This is a genomic window from Candidatus Poribacteria bacterium, from assembly GCA_026706025.1.
Taxonomy (GTDB): domain Bacteria; phylum Poribacteria; class WGA-4E; order WGA-4E; family WGA-3G; genus WGA-3G.
Map to the genome: position 1 here is coordinate 338,965 of JAPOZO010000063.1, position 21,521 is coordinate 360,485.

The 21,521-nt window shown below is 47.7% G+C and carries 21 protein-coding genes; 19 read left to right on the plus strand and 2 right to left on the minus strand.

What is annotated here, in order from left to right:
• Window positions 1–5 precede the first annotated feature (5 nt).
• The 15 genes from cyoE (at window position 6) to OXH00_16415 (ending at window position 13,929) form a co-directional block, all read left to right on the plus strand.
• A complete protein-coding gene (gene cyoE / locus OXH00_16345; protein MCY3742586.1) occupies window positions 6–932 on the plus strand; it encodes a heme o synthase in 927 nt (308 codons plus the stop codon).
• 17 nt (window positions 933–949) lie between these two features.
• Complete coding sequence (locus OXH00_16350) at window positions 950–1,345, plus strand: hypothetical protein (GenBank protein MCY3742587.1); 396 nt, start codon at window positions 950–952, stop codon at window positions 1,343–1,345.
• Entirely contained in the window at window positions 1,342–1,935 is a 594-nt protein-coding gene (locus tag OXH00_16355) for a cytochrome c oxidase subunit 3 (GenBank protein ID MCY3742588.1), read from the plus strand. The genes OXH00_16350 and OXH00_16355 overlap by 4 nt, the downstream gene beginning before the upstream one ends.
• 22 nt (window positions 1,936–1,957) lie before the next feature.
• Window positions 1,958–2,260, plus strand: a complete 303-nt coding sequence (locus OXH00_16360; GenBank protein ID MCY3742589.1) for a hypothetical protein — start codon at window positions 1,958–1,960, stop codon at window positions 2,258–2,260.
• A gap of 56 nt (window positions 2,261–2,316) precedes the next feature.
• Entirely contained in the window at window positions 2,317–2,967 is a 651-nt protein-coding gene (locus OXH00_16365; protein MCY3742590.1) for a cytochrome c oxidase subunit 3, read from the plus strand.
• An 11-nt stretch (window positions 2,968–2,978) separates the two neighbouring features.
• A complete protein-coding gene (locus OXH00_16370) occupies window positions 2,979–3,317 on the plus strand; it encodes a cytochrome C oxidase subunit IV family protein (protein MCY3742591.1) in 339 nt (112 codons plus the stop codon).
• A gap of 20 nt (window positions 3,318–3,337) precedes the next feature.
• Window positions 3,338–3,973 (plus strand): SCO family protein, encoded by a 636-nt coding sequence (locus OXH00_16375; GenBank protein ID MCY3742592.1) that lies wholly within the window; start codon window positions 3,338–3,340, stop codon window positions 3,971–3,973.
• A gap of 391 nt (window positions 3,974–4,364) precedes the next feature.
• On the plus strand, window positions 4,365–6,272 hold the full coding sequence (locus tag OXH00_16380) for a universal stress protein (protein MCY3742593.1): 1,908 nt from the start codon (window positions 4,365–4,367) through the stop codon (window positions 6,270–6,272).
• A gap of 39 nt (window positions 6,273–6,311) precedes the next feature.
• Window positions 6,312–6,740: a hypothetical protein gene (locus tag OXH00_16385; GenBank protein MCY3742594.1), complete on the plus strand. Its 429-nt coding sequence runs from the start codon at window positions 6,312–6,314 to the stop codon at window positions 6,738–6,740.
• A gap of 55 nt (window positions 6,741–6,795) precedes the next feature.
• Window positions 6,796–8,070: a PQQ-binding-like beta-propeller repeat protein gene (locus tag OXH00_16390; GenBank protein ID MCY3742595.1), complete on the plus strand. Its 1,275-nt coding sequence runs from the start codon at window positions 6,796–6,798 to the stop codon at window positions 8,068–8,070.
• Window positions 8,070–8,951 (plus strand): P-loop NTPase, encoded by an 882-nt coding sequence (locus tag OXH00_16395; GenBank protein ID MCY3742596.1) that lies wholly within the window; start codon window positions 8,070–8,072, stop codon window positions 8,949–8,951. Before OXH00_16390 ends, OXH00_16395 begins: the two co-directional genes overlap by 1 nt.
• A 132-nt stretch (window positions 8,952–9,083) precedes the next feature.
• Entirely contained in the window at window positions 9,084–9,614 is a 531-nt protein-coding gene (locus OXH00_16400) for a PCP reductase family protein (GenBank protein MCY3742597.1), read from the plus strand.
• A gap of 133 nt (window positions 9,615–9,747) precedes the next feature.
• Window positions 9,748–11,919 (plus strand): M12 family metallo-peptidase, encoded by a 2,172-nt coding sequence (locus OXH00_16405; protein MCY3742598.1) that lies wholly within the window; start codon window positions 9,748–9,750, stop codon window positions 11,917–11,919.
• Between the two features lie 187 nt (window positions 11,920–12,106).
• Entirely contained in the window at window positions 12,107–12,868 is a 762-nt protein-coding gene (locus OXH00_16410) for a hypothetical protein (protein ID MCY3742599.1), read from the plus strand.
• A 125-nt stretch (window positions 12,869–12,993) separates the two neighbouring features.
• Window positions 12,994–13,929: a hypothetical protein gene (locus tag OXH00_16415; protein ID MCY3742600.1), complete on the plus strand. Its 936-nt coding sequence runs from the start codon at window positions 12,994–12,996 to the stop codon at window positions 13,927–13,929.
• Window positions 13,930–13,941: 12 nt separating this feature from the next.
• Here the strand turns inward: OXH00_16415 and OXH00_16420 are convergent, their stop codons facing one another.
• Both OXH00_16420 and OXH00_16425 read right to left on the minus strand, forming a co-directional pair.
• Entirely contained in the window at window positions 13,942–14,742 is an 801-nt protein-coding gene (locus OXH00_16420; protein MCY3742601.1) for an SDR family oxidoreductase, read from the minus strand.
• A 90-nt stretch (window positions 14,743–14,832) separates the two neighbouring features.
• Window positions 14,833–16,005 carry a Gfo/Idh/MocA family oxidoreductase gene (locus tag OXH00_16425; protein ID MCY3742602.1) on the minus strand — a complete coding sequence of 391 codons (1,173 nt, stop codon included), beginning with the start codon at window positions 16,003–16,005 and terminating at the stop codon, window positions 14,833–14,835.
• A 573-nt stretch (window positions 16,006–16,578) separates the two neighbouring features.
• Here OXH00_16425 and OXH00_16430 point away from each other — a divergent pair.
• The 4 genes from OXH00_16430 to OXH00_16445 all read left to right on the plus strand — a co-directional run bounded on the left by OXH00_16430 (window position 16,579) and on the right by OXH00_16445 (window position 21,330).
• Window positions 16,579–17,361: a LamG domain-containing protein gene (locus tag OXH00_16430; GenBank protein MCY3742603.1), complete on the plus strand. Its 783-nt coding sequence runs from the start codon at window positions 16,579–16,581 to the stop codon at window positions 17,359–17,361.
• 156 nt (window positions 17,362–17,517) lie between these two features.
• The gene (locus tag OXH00_16435; GenBank protein ID MCY3742604.1) at window positions 17,518–18,825 is read left to right on the plus strand and encodes a serine hydrolase; all 1,308 of its coding nucleotides are present in this window, start codon (window positions 17,518–17,520) and stop codon (window positions 18,823–18,825) included.
• A gap of 11 nt (window positions 18,826–18,836) precedes the next feature.
• Window positions 18,837–20,039: a serine hydrolase gene (locus OXH00_16440; GenBank protein ID MCY3742605.1), complete on the plus strand. Its 1,203-nt coding sequence runs from the start codon at window positions 18,837–18,839 to the stop codon at window positions 20,037–20,039.
• 82 nt (window positions 20,040–20,121) lie between these two features.
• The gene (locus OXH00_16445) at window positions 20,122–21,330 is read left to right on the plus strand and encodes a serine hydrolase (GenBank protein MCY3742606.1); all 1,209 of its coding nucleotides are present in this window, start codon (window positions 20,122–20,124) and stop codon (window positions 21,328–21,330) included.
• Window positions 21,331–21,521 lie beyond the last annotated feature (191 nt).

Sequence of the window (21,521 nt, forward strand, 5' to 3'; positions counted from 1 at the left end):
ACATTATGCCTTCAACAACGGTAACGTTACCAGACAACACAGATACGGCAAATCCACCAGCGAAACACACGGTTTTTGCGCGACGCGCCGCTGACTATATTGAGTTCATCAAACCGAGGTTGGTGATGATGATCCTCGTTACGACCGCTGCTGGTTTCTATCTCGGTGCGCAGCAGACCGTAGATTGGCTGCGCTGCTTGCATACACTTATCGGGGCAGGATTGACAGCGGCGGGTGTATTAGGACTCAACCAATACCTTGAACGCGATGTAGATGCACAGATGAAACGGACGCAGGAGAGACCGCTCCCTGATGGTAGGATGAACCCGTTGGAGGCACTAATCGTTGGTGTTGTTCTCACAGGTAGCGGAATGCTTTACCTGACGTTCATTGTTAATACTTTGAGTGGATTCGTCATTTCGCTGATAGTCGTGAGTTACCTGTTTCTCTATACGCCGCTGAAGCGGAAGACTTCGCTGTGTACGCTGATCGGGGCAGTGCCGGGCGCGCTCCCGCCTGTCGTCGGATGGGTCGCAGCGCGAGGGACGCTAACAGGCGAGGCATGGGTGCTGTTTGCGATACTCTTTTTATGGCAGCTGCCGCATTCTCTTGCAATCGCCTACATCTATCGCGAAGACTACGCAAAAGCCGGATTCCGCCTATTACCGGTCATTCATCCCGATGGCGCAAGCACGTGCCGTCAAATTGTGATTAATTGCGTCGCACTCCTCGGAATAGGTTTGTTGCCTGCCTTGTACAACGTCGCAGGGAGTGTCTACTTTTTCACAGCACTGTTGACAGGTGGGACGTTTCTGGTATTCGGTATCTATTTACAACGTACACGCTCCGTAAAAGCCGCACGCTACCTGTTATATGCATCGTTGCTTTATCTGCCAGTGGTATTTATCACAATGGCGTTGGATAAAATTTAGATTAACGAGGAAGCAAAATGAACGCGCCAGAGCATCGCAAGCGAAATCGCCGCCTCGGACTTATCTTGGCCCTGTTGTTTGTAGGATTATTTGCTATTGTGACAGCAGCGATAATTACAGGCAGCAAAGCACCGCAATCTGTTGAAAGTGTTGTAAGTAGTCTTGTTGTTCCGGTTCTGGGCATTATCGGGTTGCTATTGATTATCGCAGCGATAGGGGAAATTGTTCAAAAGCGTCGCCTTACTATTATTTTATCTCTACTTGTGACAGTTCTTTTTGTCATAGGAGCAATAGCAGGGGGTGTTACTGCAACGATTTTAGGTGTTGCCGTTCGCATTATCGTCCTGCTACTGATTATTGCGGCGGTAGTTGAGATTGTTCTGCGAATTCTAAAAAATAGGGTGCGCGAATGATGACACATAATAACTCTGAAGTCCAGGAACGACAACCTTTGAGTAACGCACGATTGGGCATATTGGTCCTACTCGGTGCGGAGACAATGCTGTTTTCGGGACTCATCGGTACGTTCCTCGTCTTTCGGGTCGGGAATGTCACATGGCCCCCGCCATCGCATATCGGGATTGAGTTGCCACGTGTCGTAACCGGCATTAATACCGCCCTGCTTCTGCTCAGTGGTTACACAATGTTTCAAGCGTGGCGCGCGATCCAGAAAGACAGCGTAAAGCAGCTCCGTAATTGGCTTTTAATCACAGGGATGCTTGGGCTGCTTTTCCTCGGTGTACAGGGGAGCGAGTGGGTACAACTCATTCGCAACGGGCTTACACTCCAGTCTGGTGTGTATGGCGGCATCTTCTATGTGCTTATCGGGTGCCACGCTGTTCACGTCCTGAGTGCTGTTATCTGGGTGTTCATAGTTTTTGGCATGGCGATGGCAGGACGGTTCTCTGCAGACCGTTACACGGGCGTTGATACTTGTGCGATCTACTGGATTTTTGTCGTCGCGCTCTGGCCAATTCTCTACGTTTTGGTGTATCTCTCGTAAGATCGCGAAAGGAATTATTGGAATGCATAGAATATTTTGGCGCAGCTTGCAAGCCAAAACTTGCTATACAACAGTCTTAGGGGCTTCCGTCTTGATACTTGTCATGCTTATTGCCCCGATGTCTCTTGAAGCATGCCCCGGGTGTAAAACACTTGATGATCCGATCGGTAAAGGTTTTAATTGGAGTATCCTTTTTATGATAGCGATGCCCTTTACTATTTTTGGGATCATCGGCGGCACGATTTTTTTACAATGGAACGGTTATCGGTTATCTGTTATCGGTAGTCGGTTAAAGGAGCGTCTGCTACGCATCAGAAATTCTTAACTGACGACTGACAACTGATAACTGACAACTGATAATAAATAAAGGAGTTTAATGTAGTGGAACACGCTACCACTTTAGACCACACTGAAGACGTATACGAACCTTCACTTACGCCGGACAGCCTCGGCAAGCTCGGTATGTGGATTTTCCTCGTCGGGGATACCATGTCCTTTGGCGCGTTGCTTGCAGCGTACGCGGCGCTCCGGGCGGGTGCAGGCGTAGTCGGTTGGGTACCACCAGATGAAATCCTCGGTATTAACCTAACCGCAGCCATGACATTTCTGCTGATATGCAGTAGTGTCACGATGGTGAAAGCACTGGAGTCGATTCAGAATGGCAATGTTTCACGCATGTGTCTGTTCCTTGGACTGACAATTGCGGGTGGAATTATCTTCCTTGGACTACAGGCTTATGAATGGACACATTTGATTAAACACGGCTTGACTCTGACAGGTATCCCTGAGCACGGGTTAAAGAGTGCGACTATCAGTGGGTCAACGCTTTTTGGTCCCACTTTCTACGCCATCACAGGTTTCCACGGGATGCACGTGACTGGTGGTGTCATTTATCTCATCGTCATCTTGATACACGGTTTGCGTGGCAGATATACCGCTGAGTTTAACCATGAAGTGGAAATTGTTGGACTCTATTGGCACTTCGTTGACCTTATCTGGATTATGGTCTTTACCTTCATTTATCTACTATAGGAGTAATAAGAATGGCACAGGATGGACACACAGAACACCCGAAATACATGAATATCTTCTGGTGGCTTTTGGGGCTGACAGTCGCTGAGGTTTTGGTCGTGATTCCCGATCTCCCTATAGCAATCAAAGCCATCTTGCTTATCGGAATGGCATGTTCCAAGGCTGCCCTTGTCGCTATCTATTTCATGCATCTGAAGTTTGAAAGGAAAACATTAGCAGCTATCGTGATAACGCCCTTCCTTATCTGCGTTTTTCTCGTCGTCATGCTGATGCCTGATCTCACATTAGATACACGACTCGATGGCATAGAGAAACCGGCAGCAGAAGTTGTGGATACGTCGGCTCACTAACTACCCACTGGGTTTGGAATATGGAAGCACAAGTCGATAATGCCACTAAAACGAAGCGAAAATTTGACAAAAGCACCCTCATCTGGGTCATGCTGGGTGTTATCATTATCGCTATCGCCGGGATTAACTTATGGTCGGTATTTGGCACCAAACCGGAAGTATTAACTGAAACTGCTTCTATCAGCGTGCCAGACTTTAGCCTGACGAACCAACAGGGAGAGCCATTAGGGTTATCCGACATGGCAGGCAAAATTTGGGTCGCGGATTTCATCTTCACCAACTGCCCAACGATTTGTCCAGCGATGACACAGGAGATGGCACGCTTGCAATCCGAATTTGTTGCAGACCCCGTTTATTTCGTCTCGTTCTCTGTCGATCCAGAGCGGGATACGGCAGAAGTTCTCACGCGCTACGCAAAGGCTTATGGCGCAGACGATAGGCGTTGGCACTTTCTCACCGGCGACAAGGCACATATTTATCAGTTAGCCGAACATGGGTTCAGTTTGGCGGCGGGGCACAAGGGTAGCGAAATACTCCATAGCCCGCGGTTCGTTCTCGTCAAAGCGGATGGGAACATCCACGACTACTACGACAGTCGAAGTAAACCCGCGATGCTGCGTTTACGCCGAGATGTCAAAACGCTCCTCAAAAAATGAGAGACTTTGATCTGAATCTCTTAATCTCTCTTGCGGCTTTTGTAATTCACTTCACTTTCGGATTTTTCCGTGGACGCTTTAAAAGATTCAGCCGCCCGTGGAGCAGATGTCTCTACATTCCGATTACAATGAACATCGTTGTTCGACACTTTATCCTCAATTGGAAGTGGCAGACTGCGATGGTTTACTTATGGCCAGCAACACTGATTGCGCATATACTTGGCGGTTTTCTGGGAGCGCGTTACAGAAACCGTAGCCGGTAATGAAATTATGCCTTAAATGGCATAATTTTGCTTCGCAGTGAGAATGCTTTACATTTGGAGGGCGACTCTTAGGGAAGACGCGTGAAATACGAAACCTACGTTGTTCTCCCGCAAGGAAAGTTAAAAAGATGATCAAAAAAATCTATGTGCCTGTTGACAATTCGGACTACTCCGACGCAAGTATCGCTTTGGCGGTCGAATTCGCAAAGAAATTCGGTTCGCAGTTAGTGGGATCACACGTTTACGCCGCAAAGATGCACGATGTCCGCTTCAAGCAGATGGAATATACCCTGCCGGAGGAGTATCAGGACGAGGTCGAACTTGAAAAACAACGCCGCATCCACGATACCCTCATTACAATGGGGCTGCAACTGATCTCCGATTCCTACCTTGAGGTGATGAAACAGAAGTGCACCGAATTTGACATCCCATTTGAACCCAAAATGCCGGAAGGCAAACACTTTATAAAACTCGTTGAAGACATTCAGGAAAGCGATTACGATCTTGTCATTATGGGGGCACTCGGTATGGGTGCAGTCAAAGATAGCCTTATCGGCGGTGTCACTGAACGCGTCGTCCGCCGTATTAATACCGATACGCTCGTTGTCCGAGACCTTGAACCCATTGAAGCACATGACGGAAATATCCTTGTCGGGATTGATGGAAGTCCAGAGTCTTTCTCAGGTTTGAAGACCGCTATACAACTCGGACGTAAATTCAACAAACAGGTTGAAGCCGTTGGTGTCTATGATCCGTATCTGCACTACATCGTTTTCAATTCCGTCGTGAATGTGCTAACAGAACGCGCCGCAAGAACTTTCAGATTTAAAGAGCAAGAACAACTCCACGAGGAAGTTATTGATACCGGATTAGCGAAAATTTATCAGTCACATTTGGAAGTCGCACGCGCTATTGCAAAAGAGGAACACGACTACGCCCTAAAAATTACCTTGCTTGATGGAAAAGCCTACGAAAAAATTCTACAATATGCCCGAAAAACGAATCCATGGCTCCTCGTCTTAGGCAGAATCGGTGTCCATAGTGAACAGGAGATGGACATCGGAAGCACTGCAGAGAATCTATTACGTCTTGCCCCTTGCAATGTCTTTTTATCAAGCCAACGTTATTTCCCACAAATAGATGTAAAAGCGGAAGAGACCCTCGTCTGGACGCAGGAGGCGTTAGATAGAATGGAGAAAGCACCACCCTTAGTGCGCGGCATCGCTAAGACAGCCGTACATCGGTTTGCTATAGAACGCGGTCATTCTGTTATTACCGAGAGCGTCATTGATATGGCAATGGAAGCGATTATGCCGCAACGTGCCTCTGAAAAACTCACGCGTGTCGCAAAAGAGATCGCCGAACAGAAAGTCTTGGAATCAGATGCCGTCCAGACATATATCTGTGGCGAGTGTGGCTACGCCGCACACAACCAGCAACCCGTCCAGTGTCCTGTCTGTAGTTCACCGCCGGAACGTTTTCAGATGGTGGACAAAACTTCTCTGGAGAGCATGGCCGTAGACGAAGGCGGTGCTGCCGAGGAAGAAACTTTTGATGGCGTACGACTCCAATGGTCAGAACAGGCGAAAAAAGCACTACGTGGGGTGCCGCGCGGCTATATGCGGCGCAATGTCAAAGCACGGATCGAAAAATCCGCACGCGCCCAAAAAATTGGCACTATCACCAATGCCTTCGCAACAGAGATTATCAACGACAGCATGGGCGAAGCGGCTGCAGTCCGTGAAGATGCCCCTGAACTCAGAACCTTACAAGCACAGACTTCCGATTCCCAGAACGCTGAAGTCGTTCCAGGTTTTGAAAGTCCAGTGCAGTGGACCGAGGAGGCAATCGAACGTTTGAATTTAGTGCCTGCTGGGTTTATGCGGAATATTACGCAGACGCGTATTGAGCAGCGGGCGCAAGAGAACAACATTGAACAGGTTACACTCGATTTCGCCGCGCGTGTCATTGAGGATGGCAGAAGCCTTGCCAATGAGGTACTTGGACAGTATTATCAACAGCCAGATCAGGAGTAAACGGGTGACTGGCGACTTGAAAAAAATGGATGGTAAATAATGAGCGATATTCCAACGGTCACATTTCAAATCCTCGGTCCAAATGAGGGTGTTGCAGAGGGTTCACACAAAGGGTTATGGTTTAAGGTGCATTCAGATCCGCCACCGGCGCGTAATCTTCTCGTCGGTGTGAAGGTTTGCGCATCTAACGGAGAGGTTCAACAGTCCGGCACTGTCATGATCCTGAAACATGAAAGCCATTCTGCAGATTTTTTTTACAAGACAGTGGAAGGCAAACTGGATGTCCGACTGGAAATTGAACCTTTTGATGCTCTTGCGAAATTAGAGTTCCCTGTTTTCACAAACGAAGGGTATGTGATAGAAGCAGAACGTGAATTTCTGGAATATAGCGTTGGCGACTTGTCGAAAATAGTCCCTTACCAGTGGAATGGACCTGATCGAGGCTTATGGACAGACGAGAAACGTTGAAACTTATTATTGGCATTGGATCGTAGCAAGGTTCACTGAAAAGCGGAGGTTCATCATGAAAAAGAAGGTTTTGAGATGCACGATAATGTTCTTACTTGTGGCGTTTATCCTAACCGCTAACGGTTTCGCCGACAATTGGCAACAGTGGCGCGGGATGCACAACGACGGGATCAGCAAAGAAACCGAGGCACCCATCCAGTGGAGTCAAACCGAAAATATTAAGTGGCGTTTACCACTCCCCGGTGAAGCCGCCTCTACCCCCATTGTTTGGGAAGACAAGATTTTCCTCACCTCGGCTGAAGGCGACACCCTTGTTTTGATGTGTATTACCACCGATGGTAAAGAACTCTGGAAACGTACTCTCGGACATGGCAACCGAGATGTCCGTAGTGGCGAAGCCAATTCTGCCGCACCCTCTCCTGTAACCGATGGCGAACACGTCTGGGCGTTCCTCGGAACCGGTGACCTCGCCTGCTACGATTTTGAGGGGAATCAGGTTTGGCACACCAATCTCGCCGACCGTTACGGTGAATTCAACCTCTACTTCGTCATGTCCACTACCCCGCTCCTTGACAAAGACCGACTCTACTTCCAACTCATCCACAGCAATGCATGGGTCGTCCTCGCGCTTGACAAAATGACCGGTAAAGAGGTCTGGAAACATGATAGGGATAGTGACGCAACCGCTGAATGCGAACAGGCTTATACTTCTCCTATTCTCTATCGCGATACAGAACGTGAATACCTTGTTGTCCACGGTGCTGATTATGTCACCGCACACAGTTTGGAAGACGGCAGCGAAATCTGGCGATGTGGCGGTTTGAATCCAGTATTCAGTTATAACCACTCCCTCCGGTTCGTCGCTTCTCCTGTTGCAACAGAAGGACTCATTGTCGTTCCTTCCGCGAAAAACGGCCCCGTTTTGGGCATCAATCCAGCTGCCACAAAAGGCGATATAACTGAAAGTGAGTGGCAGATTTGGAAACGTCAGCAAGGCACACCCGATGTTCCTTCTCCGCTCATTCATGATGGCTTAGTCTACCTCTGCCGAGAAAACGGTGACCTGATCTGCCTTGATGCCGCAAGTGGCGAACAACTCTATCGAGAACGGACGCATCGACACCGACATCGCGCCTCGCCTGTCTATGCCAATGGGTTTATCTATTTGACCTCTCGTGACGGGGTTGTCACCGTGGTGAAAGCAGGACGTGAATTTGAAATCATCGCCAGCAATGCCATGGACGAAGTTATCGCTGCATCTCCTGCAATCGCAAACGGTACGCTCTATCTCCGCAGTTATCAAGCACTTTATGCCATTGGTGGAGAATAATGAAAACATACACCGATTTGCCAAGCGATGCCGGTTCCAACATTATCGGACAAGTCACGGCGCAAGCAAACCGACTCCAACAGCGATTGACTTCCGTAAAACATACCGTAGCCGTTATGAGCGGAAAAGGGGGTGTTGGAAAGAGCTCTCTCACCGCGAATCTTGCCGCCGCACTCACGCTAAAGGGCAACACTGTCGGAGTCGTTGACGCTGATATTAATGGACCAACGCTTGCAAAGATGATGGGTGTCCGCAACGCTACACTGGAATACACACCTACAGGGGTCAAACCTGCGATTACCGCACTCGGTACCAAACTGATCTCTATGGATCTACTTTTGGCTGAAGACGATGCACCCGTGCTTTGGAATGCACATTCTCAGAAGGACGCGTTCACATGGCGTGCTACGATGGAAGTAGGCGCGCTCCGAGAGTTCATCGCTGATACCGAGTGGGGGAACTTGGATTACCTCCTGTTGGATCTGCCGCCCGGGACCGATCGACTGCCAAACGTAGCAGAACTTATCCCAAATCTCGGTGGTATCGTCGTTGTGACAATCCCCTCTGAAGTCTCGCAATTGATCGTCAAAAAATCGGTGACCATGGCGAGAGATATTCTCAAAGTCCCGATTATCGGTGTTGTCGAAAATATGGCTTTCTATGTATGTCAGCACTGCGGTGAGAAAGAGCCTCTCTTTTCCGCAGACGAAACGCCTGATAAAGCATTCCAGCAGACCGTTCTCGGCAGCATCCCGTTTGATCCACGACTCGCGCATGCCAACGACAACGGAACCCCTTATATTGACAAATGCCCAGATACCGTCGCAAGTAAAGCACTCATACAAGTGGCTAAAAAAATCCAAAACTTTTTTAGTATGTAGTACAATTCAGTGAAGCACTGAAGTTCATTAGAAAAATGAAACTTAGCCCGTAATGAGATGGAGGGCGGTTCTACGGAAGGGTACTTCAAGTTTCAAACCCGTCCTGACCGAACCGCGAGGAAAGTTAAAATTATGAAATTTTTATGTACAGACTGCGACACGGCAATGAAATTTAAAGATGTAACCCGACCTGAACAAGGCTCCGTAACAGCACTTTTTGAATGCCCTGACTGCTTTACAGAGATCGCCATGTACCTCAATCCGTCGGAGACCCAGATGCTGAAATCCTTGGACCTTAAACTCGGTGGCACTAACGAAGCAGCACAACCGATGCAGCTGGTACGCTCACAATTAGAGACGGCAAAGGGTGAATCAATGCCTAATATGTTTGCGTCAGAAACCGATTCAGGTGAGACTACTGAAGGCGGCAAATGTCCCTTTACTGGCGTTATCTCGGATGCATTTCAGGAGGCCGCAACGCCTACCGAACCGACCGGTCCCACTTGGACAGCGGAGGCACTCGAACGCTTAGAGCGGATCCCCGCTTTTGTCCGGCCCATGGCGAAGATGGGGATTGAAAGTTTCGCTAAAGACAACGGTCACGATGAAATTACAGGCGAAGTCATGGATGCCGCCCGCGGCAACTTCCCCGCACAGTTCTGAGATATTCAAGTGCTTTGAAGAATTGGCGAAATCCACAAAATATATCCCGATCTATGGTTCAATGCCTTTATCCGACTGATGCCAGTCAAGTTGAAGGCGAGCATCCGAACGACCCGATAATAAGAGCGTATTGATGAAATTCCGGATATTATCAACTAACAAACGTCGGCAACGAGATGTTAGGAATTTTGGGATACTCCTACTGGTTATAGGTATTGCTTCACGAGATCCGGGCATAACGCCTTTGAGTGCCTTCGGGGCTATAATGTTGCTGTGGAGTGCTATGTCATGGGGACTACGGATCGGCATAGCAAAAGGGAAACTACAAGATACCGTTTGGATACATCTCATTGCCCTTATAACCCTAATTTTAGTAGACCATCAAGTAAATGGTATCCTTCAGATCACAAAATCCACCATAACTAACTTTTCAAAACAGGTACTATACGCTGAGTTGTCTGCACCCCCGGAAATACCGAAACCAATCCTGGAATTAGACCATGGACATGGTATCTATGCATTAGCATTTTCACCCACCGACCCAGATATCATCGCAACCACCGGAGACAATACCATAAAACTCTGGAACCAAAACACACCAGAAACACCAGAAACACTTCACAGTAAAAAACACAGAGATGACATTGAGACCCTCGCTTTTTCACCCAATGGGAAGTACCTTGCCGCGGGAAGCCCTAACGCCATAACATTATGGGATACCCAACAGAGGCAGCTCCTGCAAACCTTTGAAGACAGTGCCAACACACTCACATTTTCACCGGATAACCGCTATCTCGCGACAGCAAAATGGAATCTTAATCTATTCGACATCACTGACACGGATAATTGCAGGAAAATAACACTCTTTGAACATCGCAAACACGATGTACAGATAGAGTCCCTCGCTTTTTCACCAAACGGAGCATATCTGCTCGCCGGTGATAATCACGGTTACATCAAAATTTGGGACATAGAAAAGCAAGGTTTAGCGATTCGACCTTTAAAAGCAGGAAAAGCGACGGTTCGGGACATTAAGTTCTTAAACGATACAACGCAGTCCCGCTTCGTAACCGCAGGGACTGACGGAAGCATCAAATTTTGGCGCGCCACCGACTATCAAGTTGAGCGCAGCATTTCAACAGGTACCATCCTAAACCTTGCCTGTTCACCCGACGGAAAAACGCTGCTTACCGCCGCATGGAATAAAGTTAATCTCTGGGATGTCCAGACCGGTAACGCTGTCTTCTCATTTAAACAAAAACCGAGATCTGTCGGTTTCGGACCAGACGCATTTACCTTTGCTACCGGAGACCTCGACGGAACACTCCGAATTTGGGATATTCCACTACTCAATACCCACCAACAATTAGCTCATCAAAATGCAGTCAGGATCATTTACTTCTTACCCGACGGGCTCTCACCACAACTCAATATACACAGAAAAATAGAGAAGATAATGCAAAAGGTACAACGGTTTTATGCACAACAGATGGAAGACAACGGTTTCTCCAAAACCACTTTTAATATCGAAACTAACCCTAATGGGAAAATAAAAATCCATCTGGTCCAAGGGAAGTTTACAGCCGATTACTATCTTGAAGATACAGTCAAAAAAATTGACGAAGAAATCACGCAATACTTTGATATATCAGAAAATGTGTTCCTCGTCGTTTTGGAGAGTGCTATAGACGGTATCGCTGGAGATACTTTAGCCCTCGCGGGATTAGAAAGCACCTATATCGATGGAGAACGATGGCATGCACACGCAGGAACAGCGTATATCCCAACCGTTGACAACGCTTTTGACTGGCAAACCGTTGCACATGAACTCGGACACGCCTTCGGCCTCGGACACGACTTTCGCCGCTCCAGTTATATCATGTCCTATGGAAACGCTGTCAGATCAACGCTCTCATCTGCCGCAGCACATTGGCTACAGCGACATCGCGTTTTTCAACCGAATCAACCCAATTTCAATAGCCCTACCACCATTGATAGGGAAAACACTGCCCCCACTTTCCAAGTCGAAATTGTTGACCCCGATGGAATCCACCAAGTACAATGGTTCGTTCCACCCACTGGCAATCGCCCACCCTCCGGTTATGTCATTAGCCAAAACCGAAAAAACAACTTACGCAGCTGGAAAAAGTATACAGGCTACATTTTCAAGCACTATAGGAAGTTAAACGGCGAGGACCGAACAATCATCGAATTAAAACATCCGCATCAGAAAGTCCAAGTTCGTGTTATTGACAGCCATGGAAATATCACTCGGAGAACTTTCACGATAACGGCATCTGACTAACGCAGCACAGGACCCTGTCCGCCGCCTCTTAACCCTCCTTACGCCTCTTAACCCTCCTTATTCTAATTTTGCCACTATAAACGTGAAACCTAAAACTCCTATCTATCGTTTATTTATAACGTTTGATCGCATGCAAAAATGTATCATCTGTCATCTGCGTCAGTACTTCACACGGAGGAGCAACACTGTGAAAAATATGAAAATAAAAATCAACAATATAACCTTTTTAATCAGCTGTCTGCTCATTGTGTTTATCAGCGTAGCAGGCTGCACCGATGTCCCTTACTCAGGACCCGTAGTAACCTCCGGCGACCTGGACCAGTATCTTAACACAATAGAACAAGATACCGTCTGCCTGGAAGATGGATTCGACGCAATCTGTGTAAAACTTTTGTTGGATAAAACAGAAATCGACCCGACAAATATAGACTATACACCGACTGTCCACGTTCATCCAACAAACATCGCCTATGTCTTTAATTATCAAGGGCGAACCGTATTAGAAGCAAAACGACTCATGGATACCAGCCAAATTGTACAGGAATTGGTAGAAGCAGGCAAAGCCGAACTGCCATCAGATGTCAATCTGGGCGGTGGCGATACCAACTATATACCCGAGGGTTGGAGCATTGAGGTGTACTATCCAAGCGCATTCCGTGAAGCGAACCGCGGCAACACACCCGAAACCAGCGGACTCGGTATCAGAATCGCCGAAGGAGAGACAATCCCAACCAATAGGCGAAGCGATCTGAAGATCACTGAATTCACCCAAATCAACAAAAACGACGGTAGACGCGGCGTTCGATTTTCCGTCAAAACGCAAACTCCAGAAATAACAATTCAGGTAGACGGAGTCGTACCTGCAAATATAGCAACCTTCCATATCAACGGAGACAGTGTAGAAGCCGACAATAACCAAAATATCCTCCGCTTACAACCCATACAGTAGGGGGTTTTTGTTTGCGGTATTTCTGCGGATTTCTTCAAAGTTCCCTCGCCCGACATTCGCAGATACCTTCAAATTCAAACTTTATGCAGCAATAGGATAAACTTCGATGGAACAGGAGCAGCATCGTGAGAAAAACATCACAAATGAATTCCCGGAACCCGAAAAAATTTAAACCTATACCCGCGAAATTCATCATCGGAATCCTCATGATCCTTTTTGCTATCACCGGATGCTCCGATATGCCTTATACCGGATCAAACCCAACAGTTTTTGAGGTAAACCGCTATCTCGTCTCAACGGACGGTGAATCCGTCTGTTTTCAGGGTGATATCGACGCAACCTGTATAAGGCTTATACCTGAAACACAGAACACTGTAGATGCAAATAGCCGCCCTGCCGTCTATATCTATCCAGAAAGGCGCGTCTATATGCTTTATCATGAAGGGGCACCTATCTTGCGTGCAGAAAGAGCACAGATTGTACCAACACCCCCAGATACACAAGGAAACACATCAGCCGATGACCCCTCAACGCCTAACGGACAAACAGGAAATAATAACGGCAATAACGGCAATAACAATAACGGTGGCGGCAATAACAACAACAATAATAACGGTGGGGGCAATAACGGCAATAACAACAACAATAATAACGGTGGCGGCAATAACGGCAATAACAATAACAATGGTGGGGGTAATAATGGGGGCGATGACGCAGAGCAGACGAATGGTGGGAATAACAATAATGGCGATCCGTCTAATAATAACGATGATGGACACGGATGGATTATTTGGGTATATTACCCAGAAGGGGCATCTCCCCCAAATGCACCGACACTTAGCGAGAGCGGCGTAACAGTTACCATAAATGGGAGTCGACTAACAGATGAAGATATAGCAGGTTTCGCCCAATTCATTGGCAGCGCTGGCGAAAGAGGCGTTCAATTTTTCTATCCAACTGAGTCCGCGGAATTGTTAGACCTAAAGATCCGAATCGAAGGCGTCGTCAGTGATGATGAAACCGTCAAATTCAACATAAATTACTTATGGAACTCGCAATAATTCTACTGACATTTATTCGTCGAGTTGATGCACGACAGCAAGTGGTGTCGCCGCAAGTAGACCTGCATCAATCGGAATGACGACACCGGAGATCCATTTCGATTCGTCGCTGGCGAGAAAAACGGTTGCCCACGCCACGTCCCATGCGGTTCCCTCTGTGCCAAGCGGTCCAATGAGACGGCGGCGCTCCCGTTCCGCTTCACTCAGATACGGTGCAGGAAAGGAGGCATAGAGATGTCCAGGCGCGATACAGTTCACTCGAATGTTATCGCGTCCGTGATGAACTGCCATCACTGTTGTTGCGGAAATCATCCCACCCTTCGCGGCTGCATAGGGTAGATTCCGAGATGAGCCTGCACGCAGCGCGTCAATCGAAGAGACATTAATAATCGAGCCACCGCCTGCTTCCGCCATTCGAGGCACCGCATGCTTACACGCCATGATCATGCTCTTAAGGTTGACATCCATCACTCTATCCCACTTCTCTTCGTCTACTTCCGTGACCATCCCAGAACCGCCAAGTCCAACGTTGTTAAAAAGGACGTTCACTTTGCCAAAGCGTTCAACAGCAGCCTCTACCATTCCAGCACAGGCTTCCTCTGTAGACAAATCTCCGATGAACACCGAGGCTTCACCACCTTCTGCCTCAATTTCGGCAAGCGTGGCATTAGCGTTCTCAAGTGAGATGTCCGCCAACAGTACTTTCGCACCTTCTCTCGCAAAGAGCATTGATGTCGCATAGCCGGTCCCGTCAACTTCACCTTTTTTACCGGCACCCGTGACAATCGCAACCTTTCCGTTCAATCGCTCCATAGTTTCAACCAATTGTGAGGACGGAAGATTTCCAGCGTTTCAACCTTCCAATCCTACACAGAAATGAACATCCAATCGTAGAGGTTATATCTACACACCAATCCCGAGTTTATCGTTAATCTCTTTCTGATAGCCTTCGAGTTCACAGTTTTCGATCTCGGCAATTGTCACAGGGCGACCGAACCAACCGGATTCATAAACCGCCATACAGATGGCTTCAGAGCGCATCCCTTCAACAGCATCCACTTCAGGTTTACCACCGTTCCGAATCGCATCGGCGAAGTATTTCAGTTCAATTGCGACTGTATCTTCAACGCCACCTGGGAAGTAGTATTCCCGCTCTGAATCGCTGAGGCTATCCATGAATTCTTTCATTAAGTCTTCGTTAGAAATCGGTTCACCGCCGCGCGGCACCAAGCCTCTACCCCAGTCAAGCGCACCCTCGCTACCGTAAACGGTATGTTGACCGAAACCGTGTCCCGGTGCTGAACCGACCCACGTCCATTGCGCGGTAACGCCTTGTTCAAACTTGATAGTCGCAATCATCGCATCTTCAACATCAACAGCGTAACCACCTTCACGCTCACCTGGATTATCGTAGCGGAACGGTTCATAAGCCTTATTAATTGCGTACACTTCCTCGGCTTCCAGCCCGAGAATATAGCGCATTAGATCGGTGAAGTGCACACCGCCATCTAATGCCCAACCGCCGCCAGCGTCCATCTTAAAGTTGCGCCAACCCCATTTGCCTAACCCTTCACCGACTTCGATCCAGAAGAACATACGCGGTTCGCCGATACGCCCTTGTGCGATTGCCCAGCTCCGCGTGCGTTGAATGCGCGCCAGACGATAGTTTTCAGCCACAGAGATGATCTTATCGTTCCGATCCGCCGCTTCCATCATCAATTGGCATGCCCGCATCGTGATACCAAACGGCTTTTCAATAATAACGTGTTTCCCCGCCTCAAGTGCAGGCACGGCGAGCGTATGGTGTGCACTGTGAAGCGCACAGATGTCAACACACGCCAAATCAGGATGTTTCGCCAGCATCTCATCAAGTTCTGTATAGACAGCAGGTTTTGTACCGCCTTGAAATTCGTGTGCCTGATTCGCGCGTTCCGCTGCGCGTTCTTCGGCGATATCGCACGCTGCCACAATCTCAAAATCTCTAAGTCCTTTCGACCAGAGTTGACGATAACCGCCCATGTGTGCACCCGACATACCGCCGCATCCTACCAATCCCATCTTAATTCGTTCTGCCATCTAAGCCTCCTTATATGTTTGTCCAAATCACGATTCGCGCGTCCAACGCGTCTAACAAGACATGTGAAATTATATGCCATGTGAAATCTCGTGTCAACATTTTTTGGACCCCAGATCCGGTAGATGCGGAATGTAATACAAGGAACGGATTTAGTCTAACCCCAGACTAAACCCCCTAACCGCACGAGAATGGCATGGAAAATCCCTAAATTGACACCTATGGTGCGGTTTTGCGGCGCACCATATTAATTTTTAAATCTTCATGGAATCGGACCGGACTTGAAAAAGAATATCCAAAAATTGAGACAATCCGATAATTTACTTAAAACTAAATACCCGTACTGAACGCCCCAGGGGCATTCAATTGTAGGTGATACTACTTAATATATGTTATGTTTTTAAAAAACGCAGAAATTTTCGCAGCATTTCGCTAGATTTCGCACCGGATCCTGCAAAAAAAGATGTCCAATCCAATAATTTCTTAAAATTGAATGGTCCTGCTGAACGCCCTCTAAATTCTTGACTTAAAAATTCTTTTTCTGATAAAATACGGAAATAAAAGGAGGAGTAACTATGCACATCAGAGGGTTCTTGATTATTCTGCTCGCAGTTTCACTCCTGTTCGGCGGTGGATTTGCCGATGCAGCAGTTGATAAAAATACAGTCGCGGTCTGGCTCTTTGAGGAAGGTGCCGGAAAGACTGTGAAAGACGCGTCCGGTAATGGACACGACGGAAAATTCGCTGGGAGTCCCAAGTGGGTAAAAGCGAAGTTCGGGACAGGATTAGAGCTCCCCGGCGATGCTGGCGGCTACGTTGTCGTCGATTCTACTAAAAAACTGGAATTGGAAACACTCAGTATTGAAGCATGGGTTAAAGTGAAAGAGAGCACCGGTAAATGGCAGGGTATGGTCTGCAAACAGCAGGCAGGATGTAACAATCGAAACTATGGCATCTGGGTGCATGTAGATCAGAGCGTTCTACATGCGCAGATTGGGGCAAACGGTGGGTGCGCGTTCAATATAAATGGCACAAGCGATATTACCGACAACAAGTGGCACCATCTCGCCTTTACCTATGATGGCAAGATGGGACGCGTTTACGTTGATGGTGAATTGGAGACCGAGGCTCCCAACGCTGAGTCGTTTCAGAGCAACGACCCAATTACGATCGGCGTGCCGAACCTTGATAACGCAAACGGATTAAAAGGTATCATTGATGAGATACGCATCTCTAACGTTGCACGCACCGAAGATGAAATTCAAGAGGCGATGGAGGTCGGCTTGGCACAAATCCTCAACGTTGAACCCGGCGGCAAACTCGCAACGCGCTGGGGGTACCTTAAGGTCGTACAATAATTTATACTTATCGGTTTTCAGTACGGATTTTTTTTCGCAAAAAAATCCTTTCGGTTTTCGGTTAAGAGGGTTCTTGTGTCGGTTATAGATTGTATCACTGCCAGAAAGGACTCTTAACCGTTAATCGACAACTGATAACCATTAAAGGAGAGTGGATTGAAGATATTAATGTGTGCGTCATTACTACTGTTTTTCGGCACGACACTTGCATCCGGACAAGAACTTCCCATGGCTGTGCCGGAGGCGGTCGGTGTCTCCACCGAACGTCTTGAACGTATCCGTCCTGTGATGCAAGGCTATATTGATGACGGACGTATAGCAGGGCTCCTGACCGCCGTGGCACGACGCGGAAAAATCGTTCATTTTGAAACCGTCGGCATGCGAGATATTGAAAACAACAAACCCATTGAAGCGGACACAATATTTCGTATCCACTCCATGTCAAAACCGATTACCAGTGTCGCAGTCATGATGCTCTATGAAGAGGGACATTTTCAACTCAATACACCCGTGTCCGAGTTCATCCCTGAATTTAAAAACATGAAGGTCTACAACGCGGACCAGACGGAAATCTTGGATGCGAAGAAAGAGGTAACGATCAAACACCTTCTCACGCATACCGCAGGGTTAACCTATGGCAGGGGCAGCGAACCGGTTGATAACCGCTATAGGGGAGCGAACCTTTTTCAGCCCGGTACAACACTCGCAGATTCGATGAAGAAACTCAGCGAGATTCCCCTCGTTCACGAACCGGGTAAAAGGTGGACCTATGGGTTATCTACCGATGTCCTCGGCTACCTCGTTGAGGTGGTTTCCGGTATGCCGTTTGAAGAATTTCTCCAAACCCGTCTCTTTAAACCGATCGGGATGGTTGATACCGCATTTTCAGTGCCTTTAGAGAAGTTGGACAGGTTTGCCGCACTCTATCAACTTCACAAAGAAGGGTGGATGAAAGGTGATAAAGAGAAAGAAAAAAAGACGGACGGTGCTAAAGAAAAGGGGATCGAAGGCGATAAAGACCGAAAAATGAGGTTGGAACGTATTGAGAAAGATCCACCCCTCAAGAACGGTGAGGTCCGTTTCTTTCCAGGGGGTGGTGGTAAACTCCTCTCAACGGCACCAGACTATATGCGGTTTTGTCAGATGTTGCTCAACGGCGGCGAACTCGAGGGTGTCCGCATATTGAAGCAGGAAACGGTTGAACTGATGTGCTCCCCACATCACGATACTTGGTTCGGACTCGGTTTCGCTATTGTTACCGATAAAAAGGAGTCAACCGACGATAAAGAACCAAAAGGCACGCCGGAATCAACAGGAAGTTACAGTTGGGGCGGTGCCGCTGGTACCACCTTCTGGATTGATCCCGAAAAGGAGTTGATCGGTCTGCTCATGACGCAGATCAGTGATGTCTCCTCTTCCCACGATCAATTTAAGAAACTAACCTATCAGGCACTAACCGAGTGAAGGAGAATGAATTGAAAAAATTAACGTATATATCTTTATTACTTTTCTTCATCGCCTCGTTCGCTTTTGGACAAGGGCTGCCGATGATAGTGCCAGAAGAGGTAGGTGTTTCTGCCAAACGGCTGAAACGCATTCGCTCTCTCCTGCAAGGTTACTACAATTCAGGACAAGTCTCCGGATTCCTAACAGTCGTGGCACGACGCGGGAAGATTGTCCATTTTGAAACCATCGGCATGCGAGATTTTGAAAATAGCAAACCTATTGAACCGGATACGATCTTCCACATCTACTCTATGTCAAAACCCATTACCAGTGTTGCTGTGATGATGCTCTATGAGGAGGGGCATTTTCAACTCGGCACGCCTGTTTCCAGGTTTATCCCTGAGTTTGAGAACATGAAGGTCTACAATGAAGACCAGACCGAAATCTTGGACGCAAAGAAGAAGATAACCATCAAGCATCTTCTCATGCATACTGCTGGACTCACTTACGGTTGGGGCAATAAACCGGTCGATACACTCGATAGGGAGGCAAAAATCCGGGAACCCGGTTCAACCTTGGCGGATATGGTCAAAAAACTCGGGAACATTCCCCTCGTTCACGAACCCAATGAAAAGTGGACCTATAGTGTCTCTACTGATGTGCTTGGTTACCTTGTAGAGGTTGTATCTGGCATGCCTTTTGAGGAATTTCTCCAAACACGGCTCTTTGAACCCCTCGGTATGGTTGACACCGGATTTTCAGTACCCCCTGAGAAACGAGATAGGCTTGCCACACTCTATAGACGCACAAAAGAGAATGGAATTGAACGGACGAAACGAGCTGCGATCCCAGATGATGAATTCACGTTTTTCCCCTCCGGCGGTGGCGGACTCGTCTCAACCGCTGCGGATTATATGCGCTTTTCTCAAATGTTGCTCAACGGTGGTGAACTCGACGGTGTCCGCATATTGGGCAAAAAGACAGTTGAATTGATGCGCTATCCCCATCACAACAATCGGTTTGGACTCGGTTTCGGAATTGTTACTGATAGAAACCCACCGAACATTTTGGAGTCCGTTGGAAATTTCAGTTGGGGCGGTGCTGCCGCTACCACCTTCTGGATTGATCCGCAGGAGGAATTGGTCGGTTTGCTCATGACACAACTCCTCAATAACCGCTACCCTTTCCGACAGCAATTTAAAGTCCTAACCTATCAGGCACTCACCGAATAACACTTGTCATCAAGGGGTTGTAAGGGAAATTGATGCCGCTCTAACTGACAATTATTAAGGTGAATTATAAAAGGAGAATGGATTGAAAAGATTAACGTTCGCATGTTTACTACTTCTCTGTATGACTACACTCGCATTCGCGCAAGGGCTTCCGATGGCAATACCAGAGGCGGTTGGTGTTTCCGCCGAACGTCTTGAACGTATCCGTCCTGTGATGCAAGGTTATGTCGATGACGGAAGCCTATCGGGATTTCTAACGGTCGTAGCACGACGCGGAAAGATTGTCCATTTTGAAACCATCGGTATGCGAGATATTGAAAGTGAAAAACCGGTTGAACCCGATACGATATTCCGTATCTACTCCATGTCAAAACCGGTTACCAGTGTCGCTGTAATGATGCTTTATGAGGAGGGACACTTTCAACTCGGCACGCCAGTCTCCAGATTTATCCCTGAATTTAAAAATATACAGGTCTACACCGAGGATCAGACGGAAATATTAGATGCGAAGCAGCCCATTACAATCAAGCATCTCCTCATGCATACCGCAGGGTTAACTTATGGTTGGGGCAATAAACCTGTTGATGAACGCTATAAAGCGGCGAAAATTTTTGAACGCGGCACGACGTTGGTGGACATGGTGAAGAAACTCGGCGATATCCCGCTCGTTCACGAACCCGGTGAAAGGTGGACCTACGGAGTCTCCGTTGATGTACTCGGTTATCTCGTGGAGGTTGTATCTGGTATACCGTTTGAAGAATTCCTCCAAACCCGTCTTTTTAAACCGCTTGGTATGGTGGACACTGCATTTTCAGTACCGCCGGAGAAGGTGGACAGATTTGCGGCACTGTATCGGCATAACAGAAGAGAGGGGATGATGAAACGCGTAGGTGACGATGCACCACTCGCTAACGATGCAGTCAGTTTTTTCCCATCCGGCGGTGGCGGACTTGTCTCAACTGCTGCGGATTACATGCGCTTTTCTCAGATGTTGCTCAACGGTGGTGAACTTGATGGAGTCCGCATATTAGGGAAGAAAACGGTTGAACTGATGCGCTATCCGCATCACGATGATTGGTTTGGACTCGGTTTCGCGGTTGTTACGGACAAGGAACCGCCAAACATTCTGGAGTCGGTAGGGAATTTCAGTTGGGGCGGTGCCGCCGCTACCACCTTCTGGATTGATCCGCAAGAGGAATTGATCGGCTTGCTCATGACACAACTCCTCAATAACCCTCACCCGTTCCAACAACAATTTAAAGTCCTAACCTATCAGGCACTCACGGAATAAAAGTTGTCAGTTATCGGTTGTCGGTTAATACTCTGTGGCAGTTCAGTTAATTTGCTTTTCACAACAAACCTCTTTATAGTAGATTCTGTAATTACTTACACACTTAGCATCGGTTCGGTTAGGAAACCGAACCTACTGGGGGATGAAAGTGTATATTTATTTTTGGAATTTGCTATAACTGACAGCTGATG

What these genes read in the sequence shown, in the direction of transcription:
- OXH00_16395 (MCY3742596.1), top strand. Translation starts at nt 8,070, where the DNA reads ATGAAAACATACACCGATTTGCCAAGCGATGCCGGTTCCAACATTATC.
- OXH00_16375 (MCY3742592.1), top strand. Translation starts at nt 3,338, where the DNA reads ATGGAAGCACAAGTCGATAATGCCACTAAAACGAAGCGAAAATTTGAC.
- OXH00_16390 (MCY3742595.1), top strand. Translation starts at nt 6,796, where the DNA reads ATGAAAAAGAAGGTTTTGAGATGCACGATAATGTTCTTACTTGTGGCG.
- OXH00_16425 (MCY3742602.1), bottom strand. Translation starts at nt 16,005, where the DNA reads ATGGCAGAACGAATTAAGATGGGATTGGTAGGATGCGGCGGTATGTCG.
- OXH00_16355 (MCY3742588.1), top strand. Translation starts at nt 1,342, where the DNA reads ATGATGACACATAATAACTCTGAAGTCCAGGAACGACAACCTTTGAGT.
- OXH00_16350 (MCY3742587.1), top strand. Translation starts at nt 950, where the DNA reads ATGAACGCGCCAGAGCATCGCAAGCGAAATCGCCGCCTCGGACTTATC.
- OXH00_16405 (MCY3742598.1), top strand. Translation starts at nt 9,748, where the DNA reads ATGAAATTCCGGATATTATCAACTAACAAACGTCGGCAACGAGATGTT.
- OXH00_16380 (MCY3742593.1), top strand. Translation starts at nt 4,365, where the DNA reads ATGATCAAAAAAATCTATGTGCCTGTTGACAATTCGGACTACTCCGAC.
- OXH00_16430 (MCY3742603.1), top strand. Translation starts at nt 16,579, where the DNA reads ATGCACATCAGAGGGTTCTTGATTATTCTGCTCGCAGTTTCACTCCTG.
- OXH00_16400 (MCY3742597.1), top strand. Translation starts at nt 9,084, where the DNA reads ATGAAATTTTTATGTACAGACTGCGACACGGCAATGAAATTTAAAGAT.
- OXH00_16420 (MCY3742601.1), bottom strand. Translation starts at nt 14,742, where the DNA reads ATGGAGCGATTGAACGGAAAGGTTGCGATTGTCACGGGTGCCGGTAAA.
- OXH00_16370 (MCY3742591.1), top strand. Translation starts at nt 2,979, where the DNA reads ATGGCACAGGATGGACACACAGAACACCCGAAATACATGAATATCTTC.
- cyoE (MCY3742586.1), top strand. Translation starts at nt 6, where the DNA reads ATGCCTTCAACAACGGTAACGTTACCAGACAACACAGATACGGCAAAT.
- OXH00_16385 (MCY3742594.1), top strand. Translation starts at nt 6,312, where the DNA reads ATGAGCGATATTCCAACGGTCACATTTCAAATCCTCGGTCCAAATGAG.
- OXH00_16360 (MCY3742589.1), top strand. Translation starts at nt 1,958, where the DNA reads ATGCATAGAATATTTTGGCGCAGCTTGCAAGCCAAAACTTGCTATACA.